Origin of the sequence: Caballeronia catudaia (assembly GCF_001544755.2) — a bacterium.
GTDB classification, from domain to species: domain Bacteria; phylum Pseudomonadota; class Gammaproteobacteria; order Burkholderiales; family Burkholderiaceae; genus Caballeronia; species Caballeronia catudaia.
Window position 1 is genome coordinate 13,412 of record NZ_FCOF02000005.1, and the last position, 21,712, is coordinate 35,123.

Here is a 21,712-nt window from a genome sequence, read left to right on the forward strand (position 1 = left end):
ACCATGTCCGACGCGCCCACCGGCGCCGCGAGGCTCGCGCCGATGTCTGAGCGGCCCGCGCGCAAAGCCTCGATGCATTCCGTCGGCTCCAACCAGCTCGGCATGCGCCAGTTCAACGAACGCATCGTCCTGCAGGCGATCCGGCTGCACGGCGCGTTGCCCAAAGCCGATGTCGCGCGCCTCACGCGTCTTTCCATGCAGACCGTTTCGCTGATCGTCGATCATCTGATCGACGACGGATTGCTGCAAAAGGATGCGCGCACGCGGGTGAAAGGGCGCATCGGCCAGCCGTCGGTGCCGATATCGCTGCGCGCGGACGGCGCGTTCTCCATCGGCGTGAAAGTGGGGCGGCGCAGTCTCGACGTGCTGTCGATGGACTTCGCCGGCAGCGTGCGCACTCGCGAGACGCTCGAGTATGCGTATCCCGATCCGCACACGCTCTTTCCCGCGCTGGAGGAGCGGCTCGCGCGCGTGATCGCCGCGCTGGGTGATGGCGCACCGAAGATCGCGGGCATCGGCGTGGCCGCGCCGTTGTGGCTCGGCGGCTGGCGCGATTTCTTCGATACGCCGCCCGACGCGCTCGCCGCCTGGAACGACATCGACATCCGCGAACGCATTCAGTCGATGACTGCGCTGCCCGTCGAATTCGCCAAGGACACCACGGCGGCGTGCGCGGCCGAGCTCGTGATGGGCCAGGGGCGCGGATTGCGCAATTTCCTTTACGTGTTCATCGGGACGTTCATCGGCGGCGGGTTGGTCATCGACGGCAGATTGCACGCCGGGCCGAGCGGCAACGCAGGCGCGATCGGCTCGTTTCCGCTCTTCGACGGCAAGACGCGGCGTGCCGGGCAACTGCTCAATACGGCGTCGGTGTATGTGCTTGAGAAGGCGTACGCTGCGGCGGGCGCGCCGGCTGCCGCCGCACATGACGAGCGCGCAGGGTCGCCTGAGTTGCGCGGATTATCGGAAGCGTGGATGCGCGAGACGTGTCCGGCGATCGCGACGGGCATCGCTTCGTCGGCCGCACTGCTCGATTTGGAAGCCGTGGTGATCGACGGTGAAATCGACCGCGCCTTGCTGCGCGAAGTCATCCGCCGCACCGGCGAGGAACTCGGCGGCTTCGACTGGCAGGGCATGACGCGACCGCGTCTGGTCGAAGGGCAGATCGGCCCCGACGCTCGCGCGATGGGCGGCGCGATCCTGCCGCTCTATGCGCACTTCGCGCCGAAGCACGAGTTGTTTCTCAAACCGCTCGAAGCCTGAATCACTCCAGCGACAGCCGCGCGGCGAACGCGAGCAGCGCAGCGGAGAAGGTCCAGCGTTGCACGGTCTGCGCTTTGGGATGACGGCGCAGCCAGCCGGAAATGCGGACCGCGCCTGCCGCGAGCGCGAGGTCGAACATGACGCCGACCACGACCAGCACCACGCCCAGTTCCACGACTTGCGACCAGATCGGCCCCACTTCCGGACGCACGAACTGCGGCAGCAGCACGGAACAGAAAAGCAGCGCCTTCGGATTGAGAATGCTGCTCAGAATGCCTTTTGCGTACGCGGAATGCAGCGTGGATGCGGCGGCTTGGCCGGGCATGGCGTCGAGTCCGAATGCGGGCGAACGAAAAATCTGAATCGCGACATAGGACAGATACAGGCCGCCCGCGATGCGTACGCCGTCATAGAGCCAGGGCGCGCTGCGCAAGAGCGCGGCGACACCGAGCGCCGATAGGGTCACGTGCGTCGCGCGCGCCGTGGCGAGTCCGGCGGCGATCGCAAGTCCGTGCCGAAAACCGCGCGTGCCGCTCGTCTGAAGCACGAGCGCCATGTCCGGTCCCGGCAGCGCATAGACCACCGCGAGCGCGCCAATGAAAACCCAGAGCAAATGCGCCGAAACCATGATGAACTCCTGTGTGTGAAGGCTTCATCGTGCCATTTTGGATAAGGCGGTTCATGGCCTTTTACGTCGGGTATGGCATCTGAAATGACGTATTCCACTAAAATTGGTCGAGATGAAAGGGGAAAACGTCATGGCCCAACTTGACCGCATTGATCGCGCGATGCTCGCCGCGCTCCAGCAGGATGGGCGCATGCCCGTCGCGAAACTTGCCGAACGCGTCGGACTGAGCGAAACGCCGTGTGCGCGCCGACTCAAGCGCCTCGAAAGCGATGGCTATATCGACGGCTATCGCGCTTTGTTGTCGCGCAAGGCGCTCGAACTGGGTGTCGTCGCGTTCGCGCAGGTGCGCTTCAGCGTGCATGACCGCGCGCTGTCCGACCGCTTCGAACGAGAGATTCAGGGCATTGCGCGCATCGTGTCGTGTCACAACGTCTCGGGTACGGCGGATTATCTGCTTCAGATCGTCGCGCGCGATCTCGACGAATACGGCGTCTTCATGCGCGATGTGCTGCGGACGTTGCCAGGCGTTACGGCAGTCGAATCGATGTTGTCTCTGCGCGAAGTGAAGCGCGACGGCGGCCTGCCGTTACCGTGATTCTTGCGAGCGCGTCTTTCGAACGCGTCGCTGCATAAAAAGACGCCTCGTCCAAAACGGACGAGGCGTCTTGCCTGAACCCCAAACGAGAAATGGTCGGGCGCGGCGTTACGAACTGCGCTTGCGAATCATGCCCCAGACGACGAGCAGGATAATCGCGCCGATGACCGAAGCGATCCATCCGGCCGGTTGCCCAGGCTGATACCAGCCCAGCGCGCGACCGACGTAGCCCGCGATCAGTGAGCCAGCGATACCGAGCACGATGGTCATGATCCAGCCCATGCTGTCGTCGCCCGGCTTGATGGCGCGTGCGATGAGACCGACGACGAGTCCGACGATCAAAGTACCGATGAATGCAAGCATGCGGTTGCTCCTTGACTGAGTTTTACGGCTTCTTGACTGCGTTGCAGATGGATCCCGGAAGGTCCCGGTACGTTCAAATTAGCACGGCGCAATGCATTTGGGTATGACACTGGCCGCCCGGCCTATCCCTTAAGCACGAAGGATGCCCCGCGCCTTCCCAAGGTAGAATTCGTGGCATTGCTTCAATGGCTGCTCGCACCGCAACGATATGACCGACTCAGAATTCACCTCCACCGACGACGCGATCCATGAGGACCGTCTCTGGCGCGACGACGGCTGGACCGCTCGCGTGATCAAGAACGAAGACGACGACGGCTGGGCCGTCGAGATGATTCAGGCGGGCGAGGCCGAGCCTGCGCTCGTCGGTCCGTGGACCATGGGCCGCGACAAGAAGAATCCGAAACCCCTCGATGCCAACGCGTTTCGAACCCTCGTCAAGACGGCGTCGGAAGTGTTGCGCCGGCATGAGCAGCAGCGTCACGCGATGCTGCACAAGAACGTCACGATCGACGTGCGAGGCGAGGAGTTGACGGTCATGCTGGAGATCGTTCCCGATGAGGACGATCCCTACGCCGATCTCAAGGCCTTCGATACGTACGGCGCGCAACTGGCCCACGTGCGCGTCTCTCCCGCATTCAAGCTCAACAAGGCCAGCGCCGAACGCTGGGCCGAGAACGATTTCGCCAAGCCGGGCTCGGGCGGCTGAGTCACGCCGAAGCGCGCGGGCGAACGAAAACAAACGAAAACGCCGTCGCGTTTTGGCGCGACGGCGTTGTAAAGCGATAACGAACGACGGTTCGGCGTTCAGCCTTTCTTCACGACGAACTCGATTCTGCGATTCGCGAAACGCCCGCTTGCGGTTTCGTTGTCGGCGACCGGATTGGCGTCGCCGTAACCTGCTGCCGTGAGCGATTGCGGCGGAACGCCGTTCTTCACCAGGAACCCGCGGACAGCCTGAGCCCGTTCCTTCGATACTTCGAGCTTGGCCGGTGCAGCGCCCAGCGCATCCGAATAGCCCGCGATTTCCAGGTTCACCATCGAACCTTTGGCCGCGCAGTTCTTGAGCAACTGCGCCGTCTCGCCGAGCGTGGCGTACGCGCTTTCCGGCACCTGCGCGCTCGAACGCGCGAAATTCACGACCTGGAGGTCGAGCACTCTCGACAGCTTGTTGCCGGAGCAGGGCGTGTCTGTCGCGAGCAGGCTCTTCATCGCGCTGCGAAAGGATTGCGTCGCGGTGGCGACCGCGCCATCCACGTCGAACGCAGCGACCTGGAACATGCCGCCGAGGGTGCTCCTCAACCGATCCGCCCAGCCTAGCTTAGCGTTCGCGGCCGCGCCGCTCAGTTCGACTTTCGAGCCGCTCACCTTGGCTTCGGCGCCGGGCACGGCCATCAGCGGGAAGAAATCGCTTACGCGCGAAAGCCAGGTTGCCGGGCGCGTTTCGGGAACGACGGCAACGTCGGCGGTATAGGCCTTGCCGAAACGAGCCGTCAATGCGTCGAGCAGATGCTGCTTCTCGGCTTCCGTGCCGACCGTCGCGTCGATGGAAGGCGTGCCCGCCGCGTTGACGTTGAACAGCAATCGCGCGTCTTTCCAGGCGGCAGGCGCGACATTGGGCGCGGCGGTTGTCTGGGCCGATGTTGCCGTGGCTGTCGTTGCGATGGGCGTATCTGCGATGGCGGAGGCAGCGACCGGCGCATCGACCACGGGCTGCGTGGCCGGCGTCGACACGTCCGAGACTTGCGGCGCGGCTGGAGCGGCGCTCAGATCGACGCTGTCGCTTTTCGTGAAGCCGCGATAGTAGGCCAGCGCAAGAATCAGGGCCAACACCGCGAACAACACCCAGACCCACTTGTTCGAGCGCTTCGGCGCGGGCTTGCGCACTGGTGCGCGCAACGGAGGCGGCGGGGGCGGTGCGGGCTTCGCGACCGGCGCGGGTTGCGCGGCGACCGGCGCGACAGGCTCTGGTGCGACTGTTACGGCGACGTCGCCGTCGACGCGTTGCTCCAGGCTCGATGCGACCGTGTCGAGACGCGGCGCGATGCAACTGGTGAAGCCTTCGGTGTTGCCGACGCCGATGGCTGTCGCGACCGCGTTCGACATCGACGTATTGATCTCGCCGATCTGCTCTCGCAGCAGTTTCGGCACGTGCGACAAGGCCCACTGCGCGAGCAGGAAGTGTCGCTTCAGGATGCCGAAAAGCACCGCGGCGACGATGCCCGCGAGCGCCGAGGTGGCTTGCGTGGGAACGCCGGTTTCGGCCGAGACGGCATCGGTCAGCGCGTCGACACGTTGGCCCGTTGCGAGCGCCGCGAGCAAATGGCCGTTGGCTTCGAGCTGCTTGAGCCCGCCGGTGGTCGCGATCAGCTTGGGGAGCTGGTCGGCGATGTAGGCATTCGTCTCCGGCTGCATGATGACGGAGTACACCGACTGCGCGCCGGGTACCAGCGTCGCACGGTCCATCAGCGATGCCACGAGTCCGGGCGCGATGCGTGCCGCGACTTGCCGGACGATCTGCCCGGGTATGCCGAACTGTTGCGACAGCTGTTCCGCGATGTGTTCCGAAATCGCAGAATTGACCGCCTGGACGAGATTGATGCTCATCGACTGTCTTTCCTTTCTACATGGACGCTCAACGCAAGCGCAAGTGTGCGGCGCATTCTATATGCACAGCTATCCTAAAAAAATGCGTGCAAACTTCTTTACGAAAACGGTGCGCAGATGCGACTGTGTGTCTCTTTCAGCGTGCGCGCGGATTCAGTTCGGAGAAAAACTTGCGCATGCGCTTGCAGGCGATGCCGAGCCATGACGGCTCGGCGGGCGCGGCTTCGTTGCTGTTCACCGAGAGCGCGACGAGCGACATCATGGAGTGAGAACGAATCAGCGTGCGGTACGATGCGTCGAGCGGCGACGTCCATGCGCAAGTGCGGCAATCGTGCTTCGTGCACGTGTTGCAGGGAGGTTGATCGCGGTTCATGGCAGAGTCCTTTTCCAGTACCCGCACATGATGTTCGATAAGCTTTCGTAAGGCGATCAGAGGGTTCCGATTGAACTCTTGGTTTCTATCTCGGAAATAGGACAAACTAGGCGGATAAGCCGGGCACTGTTGCACCGAAAAGGAGAAGGCGATGCACTACCTGTTGATTTACGAGCTACGTTCGGACTATCTGGAGCGCCGCGCGCAATTTCGCGACGCGCATCTCGCCCTGGCGTGGGCGGCTGTCGAACGAGGCGAGATCGTGCTTGCCGGCGCGCTCGACGCACCCGCTGATCGCGCGATGCTGCTGTTCCACAGCGATTCGTCGGCCGCGGCGGAAGACTTCGCGAAGCACGATCCTTACGTGACGAACGGGCTGGTCGAGCGCTGGGAAGTGCGCAAGTGGAACACGGTCGTGGGCGCGAGCGCCGCCACGCCCGTGCGATAGCGACAGCACGAAAATCACGCGTCGGCGGTTTCTTCCTCGGGACGATCGCGGCGCGTGGAACTGCGACGCTGCGCCGACCGATACAGGCTCGTGAGGGTATCGTCGATTTGTTGCGTGCGTTCGAACAGCGCCGCGAGCCAGTCGACGAACGCCGAGACGCGCGGCGTCGCCTGACGGCTCTTCAGGAACGCGACCGAAACCTTCAGCGGCGGCGATTTCCACTGCGGCAGCACTTCGAGCAATTGTCCCGAGCGCAGATAAGACTGCGCAGCGATGCGCAGCGGCTGGATCAACCCGAGCCCTTCGATGCCGCACGCCAGGTACGCATGTTCGTCGGCGACCTGCACGAAACCGCGCATCTTCATCGTGACGGGCTCGCCGTCGACATCGAAATCGAAATCGGCGGGGCGGCCGCTTTTCTCCGACAGACAATTCACCGCGACATGCTGCGCGAGCTCGTCGAGCGTTTGCGGCGTGCCGTGCTTGTCGAGATACGCGGGGCTCGCGCACGTCACCTGTTCGAGCACGCCGAGCCGCCGCGCGATCAGTCCCGAGTCGGGCAACTCGCCGAGCTGAACGCTGCAATCGACACCTTCGCCGACGAGATCGACATTACGGTTGCCGATGCCGATCGACAGCTCGATCTGCGGATAACGCGCATGAAATTCCGGCAGCGCGGGCACGACGATGGAAGTCGCGACGGTATCCGGCATTTCGACGCGCAACCGTCCGCGCAGGCGCTCTTCGCCCGCGCCGAAACCGGATTCGAGTTCGTCGATGTCGGCGAGGATTTGCGCGCAGCGTTCGTAATAGGCGGCGCCATCGACGGTGAGATTCAGGCGCCGCGTCGTGCGTGCGAGCAATTGCACGCCGACTAGCGCTTCGAGTTGTTGCACGGTCGTCGAAACACTCGCGCGCGGCATGCCGAGCGACTCGGCCGCACGCGTGAAACTGTTCGTATCGACGACACGCGTAAAGACACGCATGGCATGGACGCGATCGATCACGTTGAGTTTTCCTTTTATGACGATTGAATGGCGATGCGAGAAAAAGCGACGCCACCGCGGCTGGGAAGCTGCGGAAAACGGGCGCATCGGCGATGGTTAGATCGTACGGACGGGAAGCGTCAACGTGAATACACAAAAGTGGAGGATTCTTGCCTGATTCTTTGCGGCGCGCTTGCGGCGAGGCGAATCAGAGCATCGGCATCTCGCCGCGCAGACGGCCCGCGAAGCCGGTCATGTCCGCACCCGAAGGCGCCTGATAGAGCCGCAGGCCCATCTCCGGAAGGATCGACAGCAGATGATCGAACACGTCGCCCTGAATGCGCTCGTATTGCGTCCACGCGGTCGTCGCGGTGAAGCAGTAGACCTCGATCGGAATGCCATGCGATTCGGGCTCCAGCATACGGACCATCATCGCCATGTCCTGACGGATTTCCGGATGCCTTTGCAAATACGCGAGCCCGTACGCGCGAAACGTGCCGATATTCGTGAGCCGCCGCCGGTTCGCAGGCTCGTTCGCGAGCTCGCCGAGATTGCGGTTCGCCATCTCCACCTCGGTCTGCTTCTGCTCCAGATAATCGTGCAGCAGGCGAAAGCGTTTCAGTCGCGCGGTCTCTTCGTCCGTGAGAAAGCGCACGCATTGCGCGTCGAGCCGCAGGGTGCGCTTGATGCGCCGGCCGCCCGATTCGAACATATGCCGATAGTTGCGATAGCTCTCCGAAAAGAGCTTGTAGGTCGGCACGGTCGTCACGGTGTTGTCCCAGTTCTGCACCTTGACCGTGTGCAGCGCGATGTCCTTTACGAAGCCATCGGCGGCGGCTTGCGGCATTTCGATCCAGTCGCCGATGCGCAGCATGTCGTTCGACGTCAACTGCGTGCTCGCCACCAGCGACAACAACGTGTCCTTGAACACGAGCAGCAGCACGGCGGAGAGCGCCCCGAGCCCGGAGAGCATCCAGAGCGGCGAGCGGTCGATGAGAATCGAGAGCACCAGCACGCCGCACACGAGCGCGAGCGCCAGCTTGCCGATCTGGATATAGCCCTTGATCGAGCGCGTCTGCGCTTCCTTGCTTTCCGCATAGACGTCCTGCCACGCGGAGAGCGCGCTGCCGGCCGCGAGGAATACGCAGATCCACGCGCCGGCATGCGCGACGCGCTCGATGAACGTGGCCCAGTGACCGATGCGCGGCACGTCGCTGATGCCGAGCGCGACCGTCGCGAACGGCACCGCATACCAGAGCCGGTGATAAGCGCGGCGCTTGACGAACGCGCGATCCCATTTCGCATGCCCGGCGAGCACGAGCAAACGATGCGCGATACCCAGCACGATGCGCGCGACCACCCATTGCACGAAGAGCGCGATCAGCGCGAGCGCGACGAAGCCCGCGACCAGTTGCGCCCAAGGATGAGCGGCGAGTTGCTGCGGCAGCGGATCGGGAAGAAAGTCGAAATTCATACGTATTGGTGAGAGCGGGGCAGTGCGCCCGGTATTGTGCATGAACGTGCAGCGCAAGCTGCTGCCTTGCACGTCTTATCGAAAACCCGAGTTCGATGAAAATGAATTTTTTTCGGCGGGGTTTTCGAGTAAATATACTTTCATCGCCACTCTGGCAACGTCAGCAGAGCGTTTCATGTCCCGTTCCTTATCGGTTCATGCGCCGGCGAGCGCAGACGATCTGATCGCGGCGCGCATCGCCGCGGCCATGCCGACGCTCACGCCGATCCATCGGCGCATGGGTGCATTCGTGCTGGCCAACCTGTTCCGCTCGGCGACGATGCGCATCGACGAACTGGCGGGCGCGGTGGGCGCGTCGGTCGCGACGGCGAACCGGTTTGCGCGCGCGCTCGGCTTTTCCGGCTATCCGGCGTTTCGCGAGGCGCTCGTGCGCGGCTTCGAGGCGACCATCGCGCCGGTCGAGCGGCTGCGCACCGCGCTCGAATCGCCGGCGAGCGGCGCCGAAGTCTTCGATGCCTCGCTCGCGCAGGCGGCGGCGAACGTGCGTCTGGCGCAGACATCCGTCGATGGCGCGCGGGCCGAGGCGATCATCGACACGATTCTTGCCGCGCCGCGCGTCTTCGTGATCGGCTATGGCGCGAGCGCGTTTCTCGCCGGGCTGATGGAGCACGGGCTCACGCCGTATTGCGCGAACGTGCAGTCGCTCGCGCTGATGGGCGGGCCGTCGCACGCGGCGCGCCGGCTTTTCACGGCAGCGCGTGGAGACGTGCTCATCGCGATCGCGTTTCCGCGTTACGTCGACGACACCATCGTGCTCGCACGGCTCGCGCGCGATCACGGCTTGCGCGTCGTCGCGCTGACCGACACCGCCGCGTCGCCGCTCGCGCAAGTCGCGGACCTCGTGCTCGCGATCCGCGCCGAACGCAGGCTGGCGGCGAATTGCGACACGGCGGTGCTCGCGGTCATCGAAGCACTGTGCGATGCGGTTGCGCATCGCGCCAAGCGTTCGGTCGAGGCGGCGTCGGGATTGACCGAATTCGTGCTGCCCTGGCTCGTCGCGCCGTCGCTTTCACGAGAGCCGCACGCCGTGCACGCCAAGCGCCGCGCACACGCGAAAAGACCCATTCACACGGAACCGCGCGAATCATGAAGGCCATACCAGTCATTGCGATCCACGGCGGCGCGGGCACGATCCTGCGCAGCGCGATGAACGCCGAAGCCGAAGCGCGCTATCACGCCGCGCTCACGGAAATCCTGCGTGCGGGCGAACGCATGCTCGCCGATGGCGGCAGCGCGCTCGACGCCGTCACCGAAGCGGTGCGCCTGCTCGAAGACTGTCCGCTCTTCAACGCGGGCCACGGGGCGGTGTTCACCGCGGCGGGCACGCACGAGCTCGACGCCTCCGTGATGGACGGCGCGACGCTCGAAGCCGGCGCCGTCAGTTGCGTGACGCGCGTGAAAAACCCGGTGCTCGCCGCGCGCCGCGTGCTCGACGTGAGCGATCACGTGATGTTCACCGCCGCGGGCGCGGAAGCGTTCGCAGAAACGCAGGGGCTGGAGTTCGTCGATCCATCGTACTTCTATACGGAAGCGCGCTATCAGCAATGGATGAAGGCGCGCGGCACATCGGGCACGATGCTCGATCATGACGCGACGACCCAATTCGCTTTCGATAACGACCCCATCGATCCCGACAAGAAGTTCGGCACGGTCGGCGCGGTCGCGCTCGACGCGCACGGCCATCTTGCGGCGGCGACATCGACGGGCGGCATCACAAACAAGCAGGCGGGCCGCGTCGGGGATGCGCCGTTGATCGGCGCGGGCTGCTACGCGAACGACGCCACTTGCGCCGTATCGACCACCGGGACGGGCGAAATGTTCATGCGCATGCTCGCGGCCTACGACGTAGCGGCGCAGATGGAATATCGCGGCGTGTCGCTCGAAGACGCATCGAACGATGTCGTGATGAACAGACTGCCGCGCATCGAAGGACGCGGCGGACTCGTCGCCGTCGATGCGAAGGGCAACGTCGTGCTGCCGTTCAACACGGAAGGCATGTATCGCGGTTTCGCGCGTGTGGGCGAGACGCCTTTTACAGCGATCTATCGATGACGACACTGACCTTGCCCGATTCCCGCGTGATCGATGTGCGCGATCTGTCGGTCTCGTTTCGCTCGCGCTCGCGCACGGTCGAAGCCGTGCGCAACATATCGTTCACCGTGGATCGCGGCGAGACGCTCGCGATCGTCGGTGAGTCGGGCTCGGGCAAGTCGGTCACGTCGCTCGCGCTGATGCGTCTCGTCGAACGCGGCGGCGGACAGATCGTCGCGGGCAGCATTGTGTTTCGCGGGCGCAACGGCCGTGTGCTCGATCTCGCGAAAGCGTCATCGGCGACGATGCGCGGCGTGCGCGGCGCCGATATTGCGATGATCTTCCAGGAACCGATGACCTCGCTCAATCCGGTGTTCACGGTCGGCGATCAGATCGCGGAAGCCATCGCGCTGCATCAGGGCAAGAGCCATTCCGAAGCGCGCAACGAAGCGCTGCGTCTGCTCGATCTCGTGCGCATTCCCGAAGCGAAGCGCGTTTTCGCACGTTATCCGCATCAGTTGTCGGGCGGCATGCGCCAGCGCGTGATGATCGCGATGGCGCTGTCGTGCAAGCCGGCGCTCCTGATCGCCGACGAGCCGACCACCGCGCTCGACGTCACCATTCAGGCGCAGATCCTGCAACTCATTCGCGGCCTGCAGGACGAGATGAACATGGGCGTGATCTTCATCACGCACGATATGGGCGTGGTCGCGGAAGTGGCGGATCGCGTGCTCGTGATGTATCGCGGTGAGAAGGTGGAAGAAGCGCCGTCGGACGCGCTATTCCACGCGCCGCGCCATGCTTATACGAAGGCGCTGCTCGCCGCCGTGCCGACGCTCGGCGCGATGAGCGGCACTGACCGGCCCGCGAAATTTCCGATCCTCGAAGTCGAACCCGTGGACATTGCGCCGGACGATGCGAGCGCGTTGCGGCCATCGGAAGCGGTCGAGAAGGAACAGCAGCCGGCCGTCGATGAAACCGTGCAGCCCATCCTGCGCGTGCGCGACCTCGTCACGCGCTTTCCGGTGAAGAGCGGCCTGTTCGGGCGCACGACGGCGGCCGTGCATGCGGTCGAGCGCGTGAGCTTCGAGCTGCGTCCGGGCGAAACGCTCGCGCTCGTCGGCGAATCGGGCTGCGGCAAGTCGACGACGGGACGTTCGCTGCTGAGGCTCGTCGAGAGCCAGAGCGGTTCCATCGAATTCGACGGGCGCGACATCAGCAAGCTCGAAGGCCACGCGCTGCAAACCCTGCGGCGCAATATCCAGTTCATCTTTCAGGACCCGTTCGCGTCGCTCAATCCGCGTCTGACGGTCGGCTTTTCTGTGATGGAGCCGCTGCTCGTGCATGGCGTCGCGAGCGGGAAGGAAGCGCAGGCGCGCGTCGACTGGCTGCTCGAAAAAGTTGGCCTGCCGCCGGAGGCCGCGCAGCGCTATCCGCATGAATTCTCGGGCGGTCAACGGCAACGCATTGCGATTGCACGCGCGCTCGCGCTCAACCCGAAAGTCGTGATCGCCGACGAATCCGTTTCCGCGCTCGACGTGTCCGTGCGCGCGCAGATCGTCAACCTGATGCTGGATTTGCAGCGCGAACTCGGTGTCGCGTATCTCTTCATCTCGCACGACATGGCGGTCGTGGAGCGCGTGAGTCATCGCGTGGCCGTCATGTATCTCGGGCAGATCGTCGAGATCGGGCCGCGCGCGGCCGTGTTCGAGGCGCCGCGTCATCCGTACACGAGGAAGCTGATGAGCGCGGTGCCGGTCGCCGATCCTTCTCGACGGCATGCGAAACGCATGCTCGCCGCCGACGAAATACCGAGCCCGATCCGCAAGCTCGGCGATGAGCCCATCGTCGCAAAACTGGTTGCGGTAGGACCGGATCATTACGTTGCCGAGCATCACGTCGGCGGCGCGTACTGAAAGTAACCGAGAGCAACTGAGAGCACCTCGAAAAGCACTTCAACAAGGAGTCCAACGATGCCGACTTTTCAATTGCGCGCGATGTTCGCAGCAAGCGCGTTCGCCACACTGACCGCCCTCGCGCCCGTCGCCGCGCATGCGCAAAGCACCGCCGTGATGGCCGTCGCCTCGACCTTCACGACGATGGATCCGTACGACGCCAACGACACGCTCTCGCAAGCGGTGGCGAAGTCGTTCTATCAGGGCCTTTTCGGTTTCGACAAGGACATGAAGATCCAGAACGTGCTCGCGACGAGCTACGAGGCGAGCCCCGATGCGAAGGTGTACACGATCAAGCTGCGCCAGGGCGTGAAGTTTCACGACGGCACCGACTTCAACGCGGACGCCGTGAAGGCCGTGTTCGACCGCGTGACGAATCCGGACAACAAGCTCAAGCGCTACAACCTCTTCAACAAGATCGAGAAGACCGAAGTGATCGATCCGTACACGGTGAAGATCACGCTGAAGATTCCGTTCTCGGCGTTCATCAACGTGCTCGCACATCCGTCGGCGGTGATGATCTCGCCGACCGCGCTGCAAAAGTACGGCAAGGAGATCGCGTTCCATCCGGTCGGCACGGGGCCGTTCGAGTTCGTCGAATGGAAGCAGACCGACGACCTGAAGGTGAAGAAGTTCGCGGGCTACTGGAAGAAGGGCTTGCCGAAAATCGACATGATCGACTGGAAGCCGGTCGTCGATAACAACACGCGGGCCGCGCTCATGAAGACGGGCGAGGCGGACTTCGCGTTCTCGGTTCCGTTCGAGCAGGCCGATTCGCTCAAGTCGAGCCCGAAGGTCGATCTGATCGCGGCGCCGTCGATCATTCAGCGCTACGTCAGCATGAACACGCTGCAAAAGCCCTTCGACAACCCGAAGGTGCGCGAGGCGATGAACTACGCGATCAACAAGGAAGCGCTCGTCAAGGTCGCGTTCGCCGGTTATGCCGTGCCGTCCGAAGGCGTCGTGCCGCCAGGCGTCGATTACGCGACGCCGAAGCTCGGCCCCTGGAAATACGATCCCGCGAAGGCGCGCGAGCTGCTGAAGGAAGCGGGCTATCCGAACGGTTTCGAAACCGTGCTGTGGTCCGGCTATAACCACACGACGGCGCAGAAGATCATTCAATTCGTGCAGCAGCAGCTTTCGCAAGTGGGCGTGAAGGCATCGGTCGAAGCGCTCGAAGCGGGGCAGCGCGTGCAGCGCATCGAAAGCGCGCCCGATCCGAAAACCGCGCCGGTCCGCATGCTCTACATCGGCTGGTCATCGTCGACGGGCGAAGCGGACTGGGCGATCTCGCCGCTGTTGAGCGGCGGTTCCTTCCCGCCGAAGCTCTTCAACACGGCGTACTACAAGAACGATCAGGTCGATGAAGACTTGCAGAAGGCGCTCGCGACGACCGACCGCGGCGAGAAAGCCAAGCTCTACGCTGATGCGCAGAAACGCATCTGGGCCGATGCGCCGTGGATCTTTCTCGTCACGGAAAAGGTCGTGTACGCACGCAGCAAGCGTCTGTCCGGCGCGTATGTGATGCCCGACGGCTCGTTCAGCTTCGACGAGATCGCGATCAAGTGATCGCTGCCGGCCGGGCTTCGCCGCCCGGCCGCATCTGACTGACAACGATGCTCAATTTCATCGCCAAACGCTTGTTAGGCTTGCTGCCGACGCTCTTCATCGTCGCGGTGCTGGTGTTCTTCTTCGTGCACATGCTGCCAGGCGATCCCGCGCGTCTCGCCGCGGGCGCGGAAGCCGACGAAGCGACCGTCGCCCTCGTGCGCGCCGATCTCGGCCTCGACAAGCCGCTGCCGCAGCAACTGGTCGGCTTCTTCGGCAAGATCGCGCATTTCGACTTCGGCATGTCGACGCGCAGCAAGCGGCCCGTATCGACGGAAATCGCCGAACGTTTCATGCCCACGTTGTGGCTCACGATCGCGAGCATGGTGTGGGCGGTGGTCTTGGGGATGGCGATCGGCATCGTGTCGGCGGTCTGGCGCAATCGCTGGCCGGATCGCCTGGGCATGACGCTCGCGGTGTCGGGCATTTCGTTCCCCGCCTTCGCGCTCGGCATGCTGCTGATGGAAATTTTTTCGGTAAAGCTCGGCTGGCTGCCGATCGTCGATGACGGCACGTGGAAGGCTTACGTGCTTCCATCGATTACGCTCGGCGCGGCGGTCGCGGCGGTGATGGCGCGCTTCACGCGTGCGTCGTTCGTCGAAGTGCTCGGCGAGGATTTCGTGCGCACCGCGCGCGCGAAGGGCGTGCACGAACCGATGGTCATCGTGAAGCATTGCCTGCGCAACGCGATGATTCCCGTCGTCACGATGATGGGCCTGCAGTTCGGCTTTCTGCTCGGTGGCTCGATCGTCGTCGAGAAGGTGTTCAACTGGCCGGGCCTCGGGCGCCTGCTCGTCGATGCGGTCGAGATGCGCGACTATCCGGTGATTCAGGCGGAAGTGCTGCTGTTCTCGCTGGAGTTCATCGTGATCAATCTGGTCGTGGACGTGCTGTACGCGATCATCAATCCGACCATCCGATTCAAGTGAGGACCCGATGAGCGCAACAGCCGAAACACCGGTCGCCGCCGCGCAGGAAATCCGCACGCCGTGGACCGAATTCTGGCGCAAGTTCAAACGGCAGCATGTCGCGATGTTAGCGGCGGGCTTCGTGCTGCTCCTGATCGTGATCGCGATCATCGCGCCGTATATCGCGCCTTACGATCCGGAGAATTATTTCGATTACGACGCGCTGAACGCCGGTCCTTCCGCCGCGCACTGGTTCGGCGTCGACTCGCTGGGACGCGACATTCTGAGCCGCATTCTCGTCGGCAGCCGCATCTCGCTGTCCGCGGGTTTGCTCTCGGTCGTGATCGGCGCGGTGATCGGCACCTTCTTCGGGCTGCTCGCCGGTTACTACGAAGGCTGGTGGGATCGTATCGTGATGCGCATCGCCGACGTGCTGTTCGCGTTCCCTGGCATTCTGCTCGCGATCGGCGTCGTCGCGATCCTGGGCAACGGCATGGTGAACGTCGTGTGCGCGGTCGCGATCTTCAGCATTCCCGCGTTCGCGCGGCTCGTGCGCGGGAATACGCTCGCGCTGAAACACCTCACGTATATCGAGGCGGCGAAGAGCATCGGCGCATCGGACTGGACGATACTCGCGCGTCACATTCTGCCGGGCACGATATCGTCTGTTGTCGTCTACTTCACGATGCGCATCGGCACGTCGATCATCACGGCGGCGAGTCTCTCGTTCCTCGGACTCGGCGCGCAGCCGCCCACGCCCGAGTGGGGCGCGATGCTCAACGAAGCGCGCGCCGACATGGCGATGGCGCCGCACGTCGCGATCTTCCCGAGTCTCGCGATCTTCTTCACGGTGCTCGCGTTCAATCTGCTCGGCGACGGCCTGCGCGACGCGCTCGATCCGAAGCTCGACCGGCCATGACGATTGCAGACGTCGCGGGCGTGACGGTCGGTCACTGCACGCTCGCACAAGGCGCGATTCAGACCGGCGTCACCGTGATTCGTCCGCACGCCGGCGATGTGTATCGCAACAAGGTGCCGGCCGCGGCGTGCGTGATCAACGGCTTCGGCAAGAGCGTCGGGCTCGTTCAGGTCGACGAGCTCGGCGTGTTGGAAACACCGATCGCGCTGACCAACACGTTCGGCGTCGGCACGGTGGCGAATGCGCAGATTCGCGCGGCTATCGCTGCGAATCCGCGCATCGGACGCGAAGAGCCGAGCGTGAATCCGCTCGTGTTCGAATGCAACGACGGCTATCTCAACGACATGCAGGCGTTCGCCATCGACGAAGCGCACTACGCGAGCGCGCTCGATGCATGCAGCGCGGATTTCGCACGCGGCGCGGTGGGCGCGGGGCGCGGCATGTCGTGCTTCGAACTGAAGGGTGGCATCGGTTCGGCTTCGTGTGTGGCGCGCATCGGCGAACATGCCTATACGATCGGCGCGCTCGTGCTCGCGAACTTCGGACGTTTGCCGCAACTGATCCTCGCGGGCGAAGCCGTCGGACGAAGACTGCAGGCCGAAGGGCACGCGAAGCCCGAGCAAGGCTCGATCATCATGCTGATCGCAACCGATGCACCGCTCGACGCACGCCAACTGCGCCGCGTCGCGACGCGCGCCGCGGCCGGCCTCGCGCGCACGGGCTCGGTCTACGGTCACGGCAGCGGCGATATCGCGCTGGCGTTCACGACCGCGTACACGGCGCCGCACGATGCGGAGTTCATCGCGCTGCCGCCGCTCATCAGCGACGCGCGGCTCGATCCGCTGTTTCAGGCCGCCGCCGACAGCGTCGAGCAGGCGATTCTCGACGCGCTCTTCAGCGCCGAAACGGTCGCCGGCCGCGACGGCCACAGGCGCATATCGCTCAACGAAGCATTGAAAACACGAACATGAAAGTGCTGATCTCGGTGGATATCGAAGGCATCGCGGGTGTATTCCATCCGGAGCAGACGCGGCCGGGCAACGTCGAGTACGAACAGGCGCGCCGCTGGATGACGCGCGAGGCGAACGCGGCCGCTGAAGGTGCGTTCGATGGCGGCGCGACGCAAGTGTGGATCAACGACTCGCACGGCGGCTTTCGCAACCTGATGCCCGATCTGCTCGATCAGCGCGCGCGCCTCGTGCTCGGCAAGCCACGCACGCTCGGCATGATGGCGGGGCTGGAGGCTTCGCCGGAAGTGGTGTTCATGGTCGGCTATCACGCGCGCGCGCAAAGCCGCGGCATTCTCGCGCATACGATCAACAGCGCCGCGTTCGCGCGTGTTTCGCTCGACGGCGACGAGGTCGGCGAGGCCGGACTCTACGGCAGGCTCGCCGAAGAGCACGGCGCGCGCATCGCGCTTTTGACCGGCGACGACGTGTTCGGCGTCGAAACGCTGCCCGCATTTCCCGGCGCGCGTTTTCTCTGCGTGAAGACCGCGCACGGCTATTCGAGCGGCGTGACCGAAACGCCGGCGGCAGCGTGCGAAGCGATCCGGCTCGCCGCGCGCGAGACGATCGAGGGCGCGGCGTCATCGGGTCACGCGCGGCGGCCGGCGCGCACCGAACATCGATGCGAACTGCGCACGCAAACGACCGCGTTCGCCGATCTGTTCTGTCAGTGGCCGACGCTCGAGCGCCTCGATGCGGTGACGCTCGCTTTCGACGCGCCTTCGGTCGAACACATCGTGCGAATACTCAATTGCCTGTCGGCAATGTCCTTCATGATACGGTGAGAGTTTGAACCACGCGCTTTGAGTATCGTTAGAATGGAGCCACTCGCAAGGCTGGCTCTGGTTTTGACGTATTTTTGCAGACGACGCTCATGCACACCGTGAAGCTCGAACACAACGATGACGAGGTGCTCGATCCCGCCGATCCGCAACTCGTCGTGCGCGGCTCGCTTTTCATCGACGGCCATGACGCCGGCTGCTGGGAAGCGCGGCGTGACGGCACCTGGGCGGCGCATGTGCGGCACAGGGAAGGCTGGATCGTCGAGCCGAGCCGCGGTGCGCTGATCGACCGGCTCGCTCGCGAGGCTTAATGCAGTTAATGTCGAACCGCAGTTAATTTCGAACGATTTCACACATTTCATGTATCTGTCGATCATCGCCGTTGGGCTCGGCGGCGGACTGGGATCGCTGCTCCGATGGGTTCTCGGTCTGCGCCTTAATGCGATATTTCCGAATCTTCCGCTCGGCACGTTCGCGGCGAACGTTATCGCGGGCTACATCATCGGCGTGGCGGTTGCCTTTTTCGCGCGCTTTCCCGATATCTCGATCGAATGGCGGCTTTTCATCATCACCGGGCTGATGGGCGGGCTGTCCACCTTTTCGACGTTTTCTTCCGAAGTGGTCGCGCATCTGCAGCAAGGGCGGCTCGGCTGGGCGCTCGCGGAGATCGCGATGCACGTTGGCGCATCGCTCCTGATGACCGTGCTCGGCATCGCGACGGTCGCGGCGGCTTCCTGAAGAGCGAACCGGCGGCGCGTCTATCCGTTCCAGCGTAATCCACACACTTTTTCCGCGTTTTTCAACGCTAGACCCTCGCTGCTTTTGCAGCGGTTTTTTCTTTTGACAGTAACGAAGGTGATGAAATGCCAGGGCTGCCGCTCATCGAAGTCAGACCGTATCGTGCCAAGGATCTCGACGGTGTGATCGATCTGTTCCAACGCGCCGTTCGCGAAACGGCTTCGGCCGACTATAACGAAGCGCAGATCGAAGCCTGGGCGCAAGCCGACCGCGACGAATGGGAGCTCGCGCGCGTGAGCCGCCCGACGTGGGTCGGTCTCGTCGACGGCGAGCTCGCCGGTTTCGCCGATCTCGGAAAGAACGGTCTGATCGACATGATGTTCGTCGATCCGAGGCATCAGCGCAAAAGCGTGGCGACGTCTCTGCTCGCACGCATCGAGGCCGAAGCGGAGGAGCTCGGCCTGACCACGCTGCACACTTACTCGAGCGTCACGGGGCGGCCGTTCTTCGAATATTGCGGCTTCACGATGCTGCTCGCGCGCGCGGTCATCGTGCGTGAACAGCGCTTCATCCAGTTTGTGATGGAAAAGGTGCTGGAATCGTAAAATCTGTCTAGACAAGACTCTTCAAATCATCCGGGCGATCCTAGTGATTATCCCGGATATCCCCTTGTTTCGTCCTTCTCGCCCGTTTAGACTTGAGTCTAACTTGTATAGACAGGACGAATCATGATCACGCTCACGCCCGGAAAGCTGACTCTGCCGCAACTGCGCCGCATCGCGCGAGGTTCGGACACGCTCGAACTCGATCCCGCGAGCTTCGATGCGATCGACGCCAGCGCGCGCGCCGTCGCCGCGATCGCCGCGAAGGGCGATCCGGCTTACGGCATCAATACGGGCTTCGGACGGCTCGCAAACACGCACATTCCGGCTGACCAGCTCGAACTGCTGCAGAAAAATCTGGTGCTGTCGCACGCGGTGGGCGTCGGCGAGCCGATGTCGCGTCCGGTCGTGCGGCTTCTGATGGCGCTCAAGCTGTCGAGCCTCGGGCGCGGTCATTCGGGCATCCGCCGCGAAGTCATCGACGCCCTCATCACGCTTTTCAATGCCGACGTGTTGCCGGTCATCCCGGTCAAGGGCTCGGTTGGCGCATCGGGCGATCTCGCGCCGCTCGCCCATATGTCGACGGTGCTGCTCGGCCTCGGCGACGTCACGATTCGCGGAGAGCGCGCGAGCGCGCTCGACGGCCTGGCGGTCGCGGGCCTCAAGCCGCTCACGCTGCAGGCGAAGGAAGGGCTCGCGTTGCTGAATGGCACGCAGGCTTCGGCGGCGCTGGCGCTGTACAACCTGTTCGCGATCGAAGATCTGTTCCGCACCGGGCTCGTCGCGGGCGCGCTGTCGGTGGATGCGGCGGCGGGCTCGGTCGTGCCGTTCGATGCGCGCATCCACGAGCTGCGCGGGCATCGCGGGCAGATGGAGGCCGCCGCCGCGTATCGCACGTTGTTGAAGGGATCGGGCATCAACCTGTCGCACGCGGATTGCGAGAAGGTTCAGGACCCGTACAGCCTGCGCTGCCAGCCGCAGGTGATGGGCGCATGTCTCGACCAGATGCGCCACGCGGCTGAAGTCCTGCTGATCGAATCGAACGCCGTCTCCGACAATCCGCTGATCTTCCCCGACACCGGCGAAGTGCTGTCGGGCGGCAACTTCCACGCGGAGCCGGTCGCGTTCGCCGCCGACAATCTCGCGCTCGCCGCGGCCGAAATCGGCGCGCTGGCGGAACGCCGCATCGCGCTTCTGATCGACGCGACGCTCTCCGGCCTGCCGCCTTTCCTCGTGCGCGACGGCGGCGTGAACTCCGGCTTCATGATCGCGCACGTGACGGCGGCGGCGCTTGCGTCGGAGAACAAGACGCTCGCGCATCCGGCATCGGTCGATTCGCTGCCGACGTCCGCAAATCAGGAAGATCACGTCTCTATGGCGACCTTCGCCGCGCGCAAGCTCGGCGACATCGCCAGCAATACGGCGAACATTCTCGCGATCGAACTGCTCGCGGCGGCGCAGGGCGTCGATCTGCGCGCGCCGCATCAGACCAGCGCGCCCCTGCTCGAAGTGATGAAAACGCTGCGCGCGCACGTCCCGCACTACGATCTGGACCGCTACTTCGCGCCGGACATCGCTGCGATCGCGACGCTCGTGCAGGACGGCGTGATCGGGCAGCACAGCCCGCTCGCGTTCGCGTCCGAAGAGCCTGTATGAACACGCCCGCGTACCAGGAGATCAAGGACTACATTCTCCGGCGCATTCACATAGGCGAGTGGAAGGAGGGCGATCAGGTGCCCTCCGAGAACGAGCTTGCGCGCGAGTTCAAGGTCGCGCGCATGACCGTGAACCGCGCGCTGCGCGAGCTGACCGCCGATCAGGTGCTCACGCGCGTGCAGGGCGCGGGCACCTTCGTCGCGCAGCCGAAATACGCGTCGACGCTCGTCGAGATTCGCAGTATTTCCGATGAAATCGTCGCGCGCGGCCATGTGTATCGCGCGCAGGTGCTGCATCTCGGCGCATCGATCGTCGATGAAACGCTCGCCGCCGAAATGCATCTCACGATAGGCAGCCCGGTGTTTCATTCGCGCGTGCTGCACTTCGAGAACGACGAGCCGGTGCAGATGGAAGAGCGCTACGTGAATCCCGTGCTCGCGCCCGAATACGCACGCCAGGATTTCACGACGATCACGCCGAACCAGTACCTGATGTCCGCCGCGCCGCTGCAGCGCGTCGAGTACCGGATCGAGGCGTCGGTGCCCACGGCTGAGATTCGCGAGGCGCTCGCGATGAAGGACCACGAACCGTGTCTGATGCTGCATCGGCGCACGTGGTCGCGCGATGCGGTCGCCTCGGTCGCGAATCTCTGGCATCCGGGCGATCGTTACCAATTCACCGGACATTTCTAATCGCATGATGATTCGCGCGG

The 21,712-nt window shown here is 64.0% G+C and carries 23 protein-coding genes; 17 read left to right on the top strand and 6 right to left on the bottom strand.

Features of this window, described 5'->3' with window-relative positions:
* Nucleotides 1-42 precede the first annotated feature (42 nt).
* Nucleotides 43-1,263 carry an ROK family transcriptional regulator gene (locus AWB75_RS06935; RefSeq protein ID WP_061123571.1) on the top strand — a complete coding sequence of 407 codons (1,221 nt, stop codon included), beginning with the start codon at nucleotides 43-45 and terminating at the stop codon, nucleotides 1,261-1,263.
* 1 nt (nucleotide 1,264) lies between these two features.
* Here AWB75_RS06935 and AWB75_RS06940 read toward each other — a convergent pair whose 3' ends face one another.
* On the bottom strand, nucleotides 1,265-1,891 hold the full coding sequence (locus AWB75_RS06940; protein WP_061123354.1) for a LysE family translocator: 627 nt from the start codon (nucleotides 1,889-1,891) through the stop codon (nucleotides 1,265-1,267).
* A gap of 130 nt (nucleotides 1,892-2,021) precedes the next feature.
* On the opposite strand from AWB75_RS06940, the gene AWB75_RS06945 reads away from it, so the two are divergent.
* A complete protein-coding gene (locus AWB75_RS06945) occupies nucleotides 2,022-2,486 on the top strand; it encodes an Lrp/AsnC family transcriptional regulator (protein WP_061123572.1) in 465 nt (154 codons plus the stop codon).
* 108 nt (nucleotides 2,487-2,594) lie between these two features.
* Here AWB75_RS06945 and AWB75_RS06950 read toward each other — a convergent pair whose 3' ends face one another.
* Nucleotides 2,595-2,849 (bottom strand): GlsB/YeaQ/YmgE family stress response membrane protein, encoded by a 255-nt coding sequence (locus AWB75_RS06950; protein ID WP_061123355.1) that lies wholly within the window; start codon nucleotides 2,847-2,849, stop codon nucleotides 2,595-2,597.
* Between the two features lie 208 nt (nucleotides 2,850-3,057).
* On the opposite strand from AWB75_RS06950, the gene AWB75_RS06955 reads away from it, so the two are divergent.
* Nucleotides 3,058-3,555, top strand: a complete 498-nt coding sequence (locus tag AWB75_RS06955) for a hypothetical protein (RefSeq protein ID WP_061123356.1) — start codon at nucleotides 3,058-3,060, stop codon at nucleotides 3,553-3,555.
* Between the two features lie 98 nt (nucleotides 3,556-3,653).
* On the opposite strand, the gene AWB75_RS06960 is transcribed toward AWB75_RS06955, so the two are convergent.
* Both AWB75_RS06960 and AWB75_RS06965 read right to left on the bottom strand, forming a co-directional pair.
* On the bottom strand, nucleotides 3,654-5,453 hold the full coding sequence (locus AWB75_RS06960; RefSeq protein WP_061123357.1) for an OmpA family protein: 1,800 nt from the start codon (nucleotides 5,451-5,453) through the stop codon (nucleotides 3,654-3,656).
* A gap of 136 nt (nucleotides 5,454-5,589) precedes the next feature.
* A complete protein-coding gene (locus AWB75_RS06965; RefSeq protein WP_061123358.1) occupies nucleotides 5,590-5,826 on the bottom strand; it encodes a hypothetical protein in 237 nt (78 codons plus the stop codon).
* Nucleotides 5,827-5,977: 151 nt separating this feature from the next.
* Here AWB75_RS06965 and AWB75_RS06970 point away from each other — a divergent pair, with 151 nt between their 5' ends.
* Entirely contained in the window at nucleotides 5,978-6,274 is a 297-nt protein-coding gene (locus AWB75_RS06970) for a YciI-like protein (RefSeq protein ID WP_061123359.1), read from the top strand.
* Between the two features lie 14 nt (nucleotides 6,275-6,288).
* Here the strand turns inward: AWB75_RS06970 and AWB75_RS06975 are convergent, their stop codons facing one another.
* Both AWB75_RS06975 and AWB75_RS06980 read right to left on the bottom strand, forming a co-directional pair.
* Entirely contained in the window at nucleotides 6,289-7,281 is a 993-nt protein-coding gene (locus tag AWB75_RS06975; RefSeq protein ID WP_061123360.1) for a LysR family transcriptional regulator, read from the bottom strand.
* 187 nt (nucleotides 7,282-7,468) lie between these two features.
* Complete coding sequence (locus tag AWB75_RS06980; protein ID WP_061123361.1) at nucleotides 7,469-8,734, bottom strand: mechanosensitive ion channel family protein; 1,266 nt, start codon at nucleotides 8,732-8,734, stop codon at nucleotides 7,469-7,471.
* 175 nt (nucleotides 8,735-8,909) lie between these two features.
* Here AWB75_RS06980 and AWB75_RS06985 point away from each other — a divergent pair, with 175 nt between their 5' ends.
* From AWB75_RS06985 to hutC, 13 genes are all read left to right on the top strand, one after another.
* Nucleotides 8,910-9,884: a MurR/RpiR family transcriptional regulator gene (locus AWB75_RS06985; protein WP_061123573.1), complete on the top strand. Its 975-nt coding sequence runs from the start codon at nucleotides 8,910-8,912 to the stop codon at nucleotides 9,882-9,884.
* Nucleotides 9,881-10,846, top strand: a complete 966-nt coding sequence (locus AWB75_RS06990; RefSeq protein WP_061123362.1) for an isoaspartyl peptidase/L-asparaginase family protein — start codon at nucleotides 9,881-9,883, stop codon at nucleotides 10,844-10,846. Before AWB75_RS06985 ends, AWB75_RS06990 begins: the two co-directional genes overlap by 4 nt.
* Entirely contained in the window at nucleotides 10,843-12,741 is a 1,899-nt protein-coding gene (locus tag AWB75_RS06995; RefSeq protein ID WP_061123363.1) for a dipeptide ABC transporter ATP-binding protein, read from the top strand. The genes AWB75_RS06990 and AWB75_RS06995 overlap by 4 nt, the downstream gene beginning before the upstream one ends.
* Before the next feature lie 57 nt (nucleotides 12,742-12,798).
* A complete protein-coding gene (gsiB, locus tag AWB75_RS07000) occupies nucleotides 12,799-14,349 on the top strand; it encodes a glutathione ABC transporter substrate-binding protein GsiB (protein ID WP_061123364.1) in 1,551 nt (516 codons plus the stop codon).
* 47 nt (nucleotides 14,350-14,396) lie between these two features.
* Nucleotides 14,397-15,317, top strand: coding sequence for a glutathione ABC transporter permease GsiC (gene gsiC / locus AWB75_RS07005; RefSeq protein ID WP_061123365.1), 921 nt, complete (start codon nucleotides 14,397-14,399; stop codon nucleotides 15,315-15,317).
* 7 nt (nucleotides 15,318-15,324) lie between these two features.
* Nucleotides 15,325-16,215, top strand: a complete 891-nt coding sequence (gene gsiD / locus AWB75_RS07010) for a glutathione ABC transporter permease GsiD (protein ID WP_061123366.1) — start codon at nucleotides 15,325-15,327, stop codon at nucleotides 16,213-16,215.
* Nucleotides 16,212-17,186 (top strand): DmpA family aminopeptidase, encoded by a 975-nt coding sequence (locus AWB75_RS07015; protein ID WP_061123367.1) that lies wholly within the window; start codon nucleotides 16,212-16,214, stop codon nucleotides 17,184-17,186. The genes gsiD and AWB75_RS07015 overlap by 4 nt, the downstream gene beginning before the upstream one ends.
* The gene (locus tag AWB75_RS07020; protein WP_061123368.1) at nucleotides 17,183-18,007 is read left to right on the top strand and encodes a M55 family metallopeptidase; all 825 of its coding nucleotides are present in this window, start codon (nucleotides 17,183-17,185) and stop codon (nucleotides 18,005-18,007) included. The genes AWB75_RS07015 and AWB75_RS07020 overlap by 4 nt, the downstream gene beginning before the upstream one ends.
* Nucleotides 18,008-18,096: 89 nt before the next feature.
* Nucleotides 18,097-18,315 (top strand): hypothetical protein, encoded by a 219-nt coding sequence (locus AWB75_RS07025; protein ID WP_061123574.1) that lies wholly within the window; start codon nucleotides 18,097-18,099, stop codon nucleotides 18,313-18,315.
* A 49-nt stretch (nucleotides 18,316-18,364) separates the two neighbouring features.
* Entirely contained in the window at nucleotides 18,365-18,742 is a 378-nt protein-coding gene (gene crcB, locus AWB75_RS07030; RefSeq protein ID WP_061123369.1) for a fluoride efflux transporter CrcB, read from the top strand.
* 125 nt (nucleotides 18,743-18,867) lie between these two features.
* Nucleotides 18,868-19,347, top strand: coding sequence for a GNAT family N-acetyltransferase (locus tag AWB75_RS07035; protein WP_061123370.1), 480 nt, complete (start codon nucleotides 18,868-18,870; stop codon nucleotides 19,345-19,347).
* Between the two features lie 123 nt (nucleotides 19,348-19,470).
* A complete protein-coding gene (gene hutH / locus AWB75_RS07040; protein ID WP_061123371.1) occupies nucleotides 19,471-21,000 on the top strand; it encodes a histidine ammonia-lyase in 1,530 nt (509 codons plus the stop codon).
* A complete protein-coding gene (gene hutC / locus AWB75_RS07045) occupies nucleotides 20,997-21,692 on the top strand; it encodes a histidine utilization repressor (protein WP_061123372.1) in 696 nt (231 codons plus the stop codon). The genes hutH and hutC overlap by 4 nt, the downstream gene beginning before the upstream one ends.
* Nucleotides 21,693-21,712: the final 20 nt, after the last annotated feature.

Coding starts and splice junctions, on each gene's coding strand:
- AWB75_RS06935 (WP_061123571.1), top strand. CDS start 43: ATGTCTGAGCGGCCCGCGCGCAAAGCCTCGATGCATTCCGTCGGCTCC.
- hutC (WP_061123372.1), top strand. CDS start 20,997: ATGAACACGCCCGCGTACCAGGAGATCAAGGACTACATTCTCCGGCGC.
- AWB75_RS06945 (WP_061123572.1), top strand. CDS start 2,022: ATGGCCCAACTTGACCGCATTGATCGCGCGATGCTCGCCGCGCTCCAG.
- AWB75_RS06980 (WP_061123361.1), bottom strand. CDS start 8,734: ATGAATTTCGACTTTCTTCCCGATCCGCTGCCGCAGCAACTCGCCGCT.
- AWB75_RS06960 (WP_061123357.1), bottom strand. CDS start 5,453: ATGAGCATCAATCTCGTCCAGGCGGTCAATTCTGCGATTTCGGAACAC.
- AWB75_RS06990 (WP_061123362.1), top strand. CDS start 9,881: ATGAAGGCCATACCAGTCATTGCGATCCACGGCGGCGCGGGCACGATC.
- AWB75_RS06940 (WP_061123354.1), bottom strand. CDS start 1,891: ATGGTTTCGGCGCATTTGCTCTGGGTTTTCATTGGCGCGCTCGCGGTG.
- AWB75_RS07015 (WP_061123367.1), top strand. CDS start 16,212: ATGACGATTGCAGACGTCGCGGGCGTGACGGTCGGTCACTGCACGCTC.
- AWB75_RS06965 (WP_061123358.1), bottom strand. CDS start 5,826: ATGAACCGCGATCAACCTCCCTGCAACACGTGCACGAAGCACGATTGC.
- AWB75_RS06955 (WP_061123356.1), top strand. CDS start 3,058: ATGACCGACTCAGAATTCACCTCCACCGACGACGCGATCCATGAGGAC.
- gsiB (WP_061123364.1), top strand. CDS start 12,799: ATGCCGACTTTTCAATTGCGCGCGATGTTCGCAGCAAGCGCGTTCGCC.
- AWB75_RS06970 (WP_061123359.1), top strand. CDS start 5,978: ATGCACTACCTGTTGATTTACGAGCTACGTTCGGACTATCTGGAGCGC.
- hutH (WP_061123371.1), top strand. CDS start 19,471: ATGATCACGCTCACGCCCGGAAAGCTGACTCTGCCGCAACTGCGCCGC.
- gsiD (WP_061123366.1), top strand. CDS start 15,325: ATGAGCGCAACAGCCGAAACACCGGTCGCCGCCGCGCAGGAAATCCGC.
- crcB (WP_061123369.1), top strand. CDS start 18,365: ATGTATCTGTCGATCATCGCCGTTGGGCTCGGCGGCGGACTGGGATCG.
- gsiC (WP_061123365.1), top strand. CDS start 14,397: ATGCTCAATTTCATCGCCAAACGCTTGTTAGGCTTGCTGCCGACGCTC.
- AWB75_RS07020 (WP_061123368.1), top strand. CDS start 17,183: ATGAAAGTGCTGATCTCGGTGGATATCGAAGGCATCGCGGGTGTATTC.
- AWB75_RS06950 (WP_061123355.1), bottom strand. CDS start 2,849: ATGCTTGCATTCATCGGTACTTTGATCGTCGGACTCGTCGTCGGTCTC.
- AWB75_RS06995 (WP_061123363.1), top strand. CDS start 10,843: ATGACGACACTGACCTTGCCCGATTCCCGCGTGATCGATGTGCGCGAT.
- AWB75_RS07025 (WP_061123574.1), top strand. CDS start 18,097: ATGCACACCGTGAAGCTCGAACACAACGATGACGAGGTGCTCGATCCC.
- AWB75_RS06985 (WP_061123573.1), top strand. CDS start 8,910: ATGTCCCGTTCCTTATCGGTTCATGCGCCGGCGAGCGCAGACGATCTG.
- AWB75_RS07035 (WP_061123370.1), top strand. CDS start 18,868: ATGCCAGGGCTGCCGCTCATCGAAGTCAGACCGTATCGTGCCAAGGAT.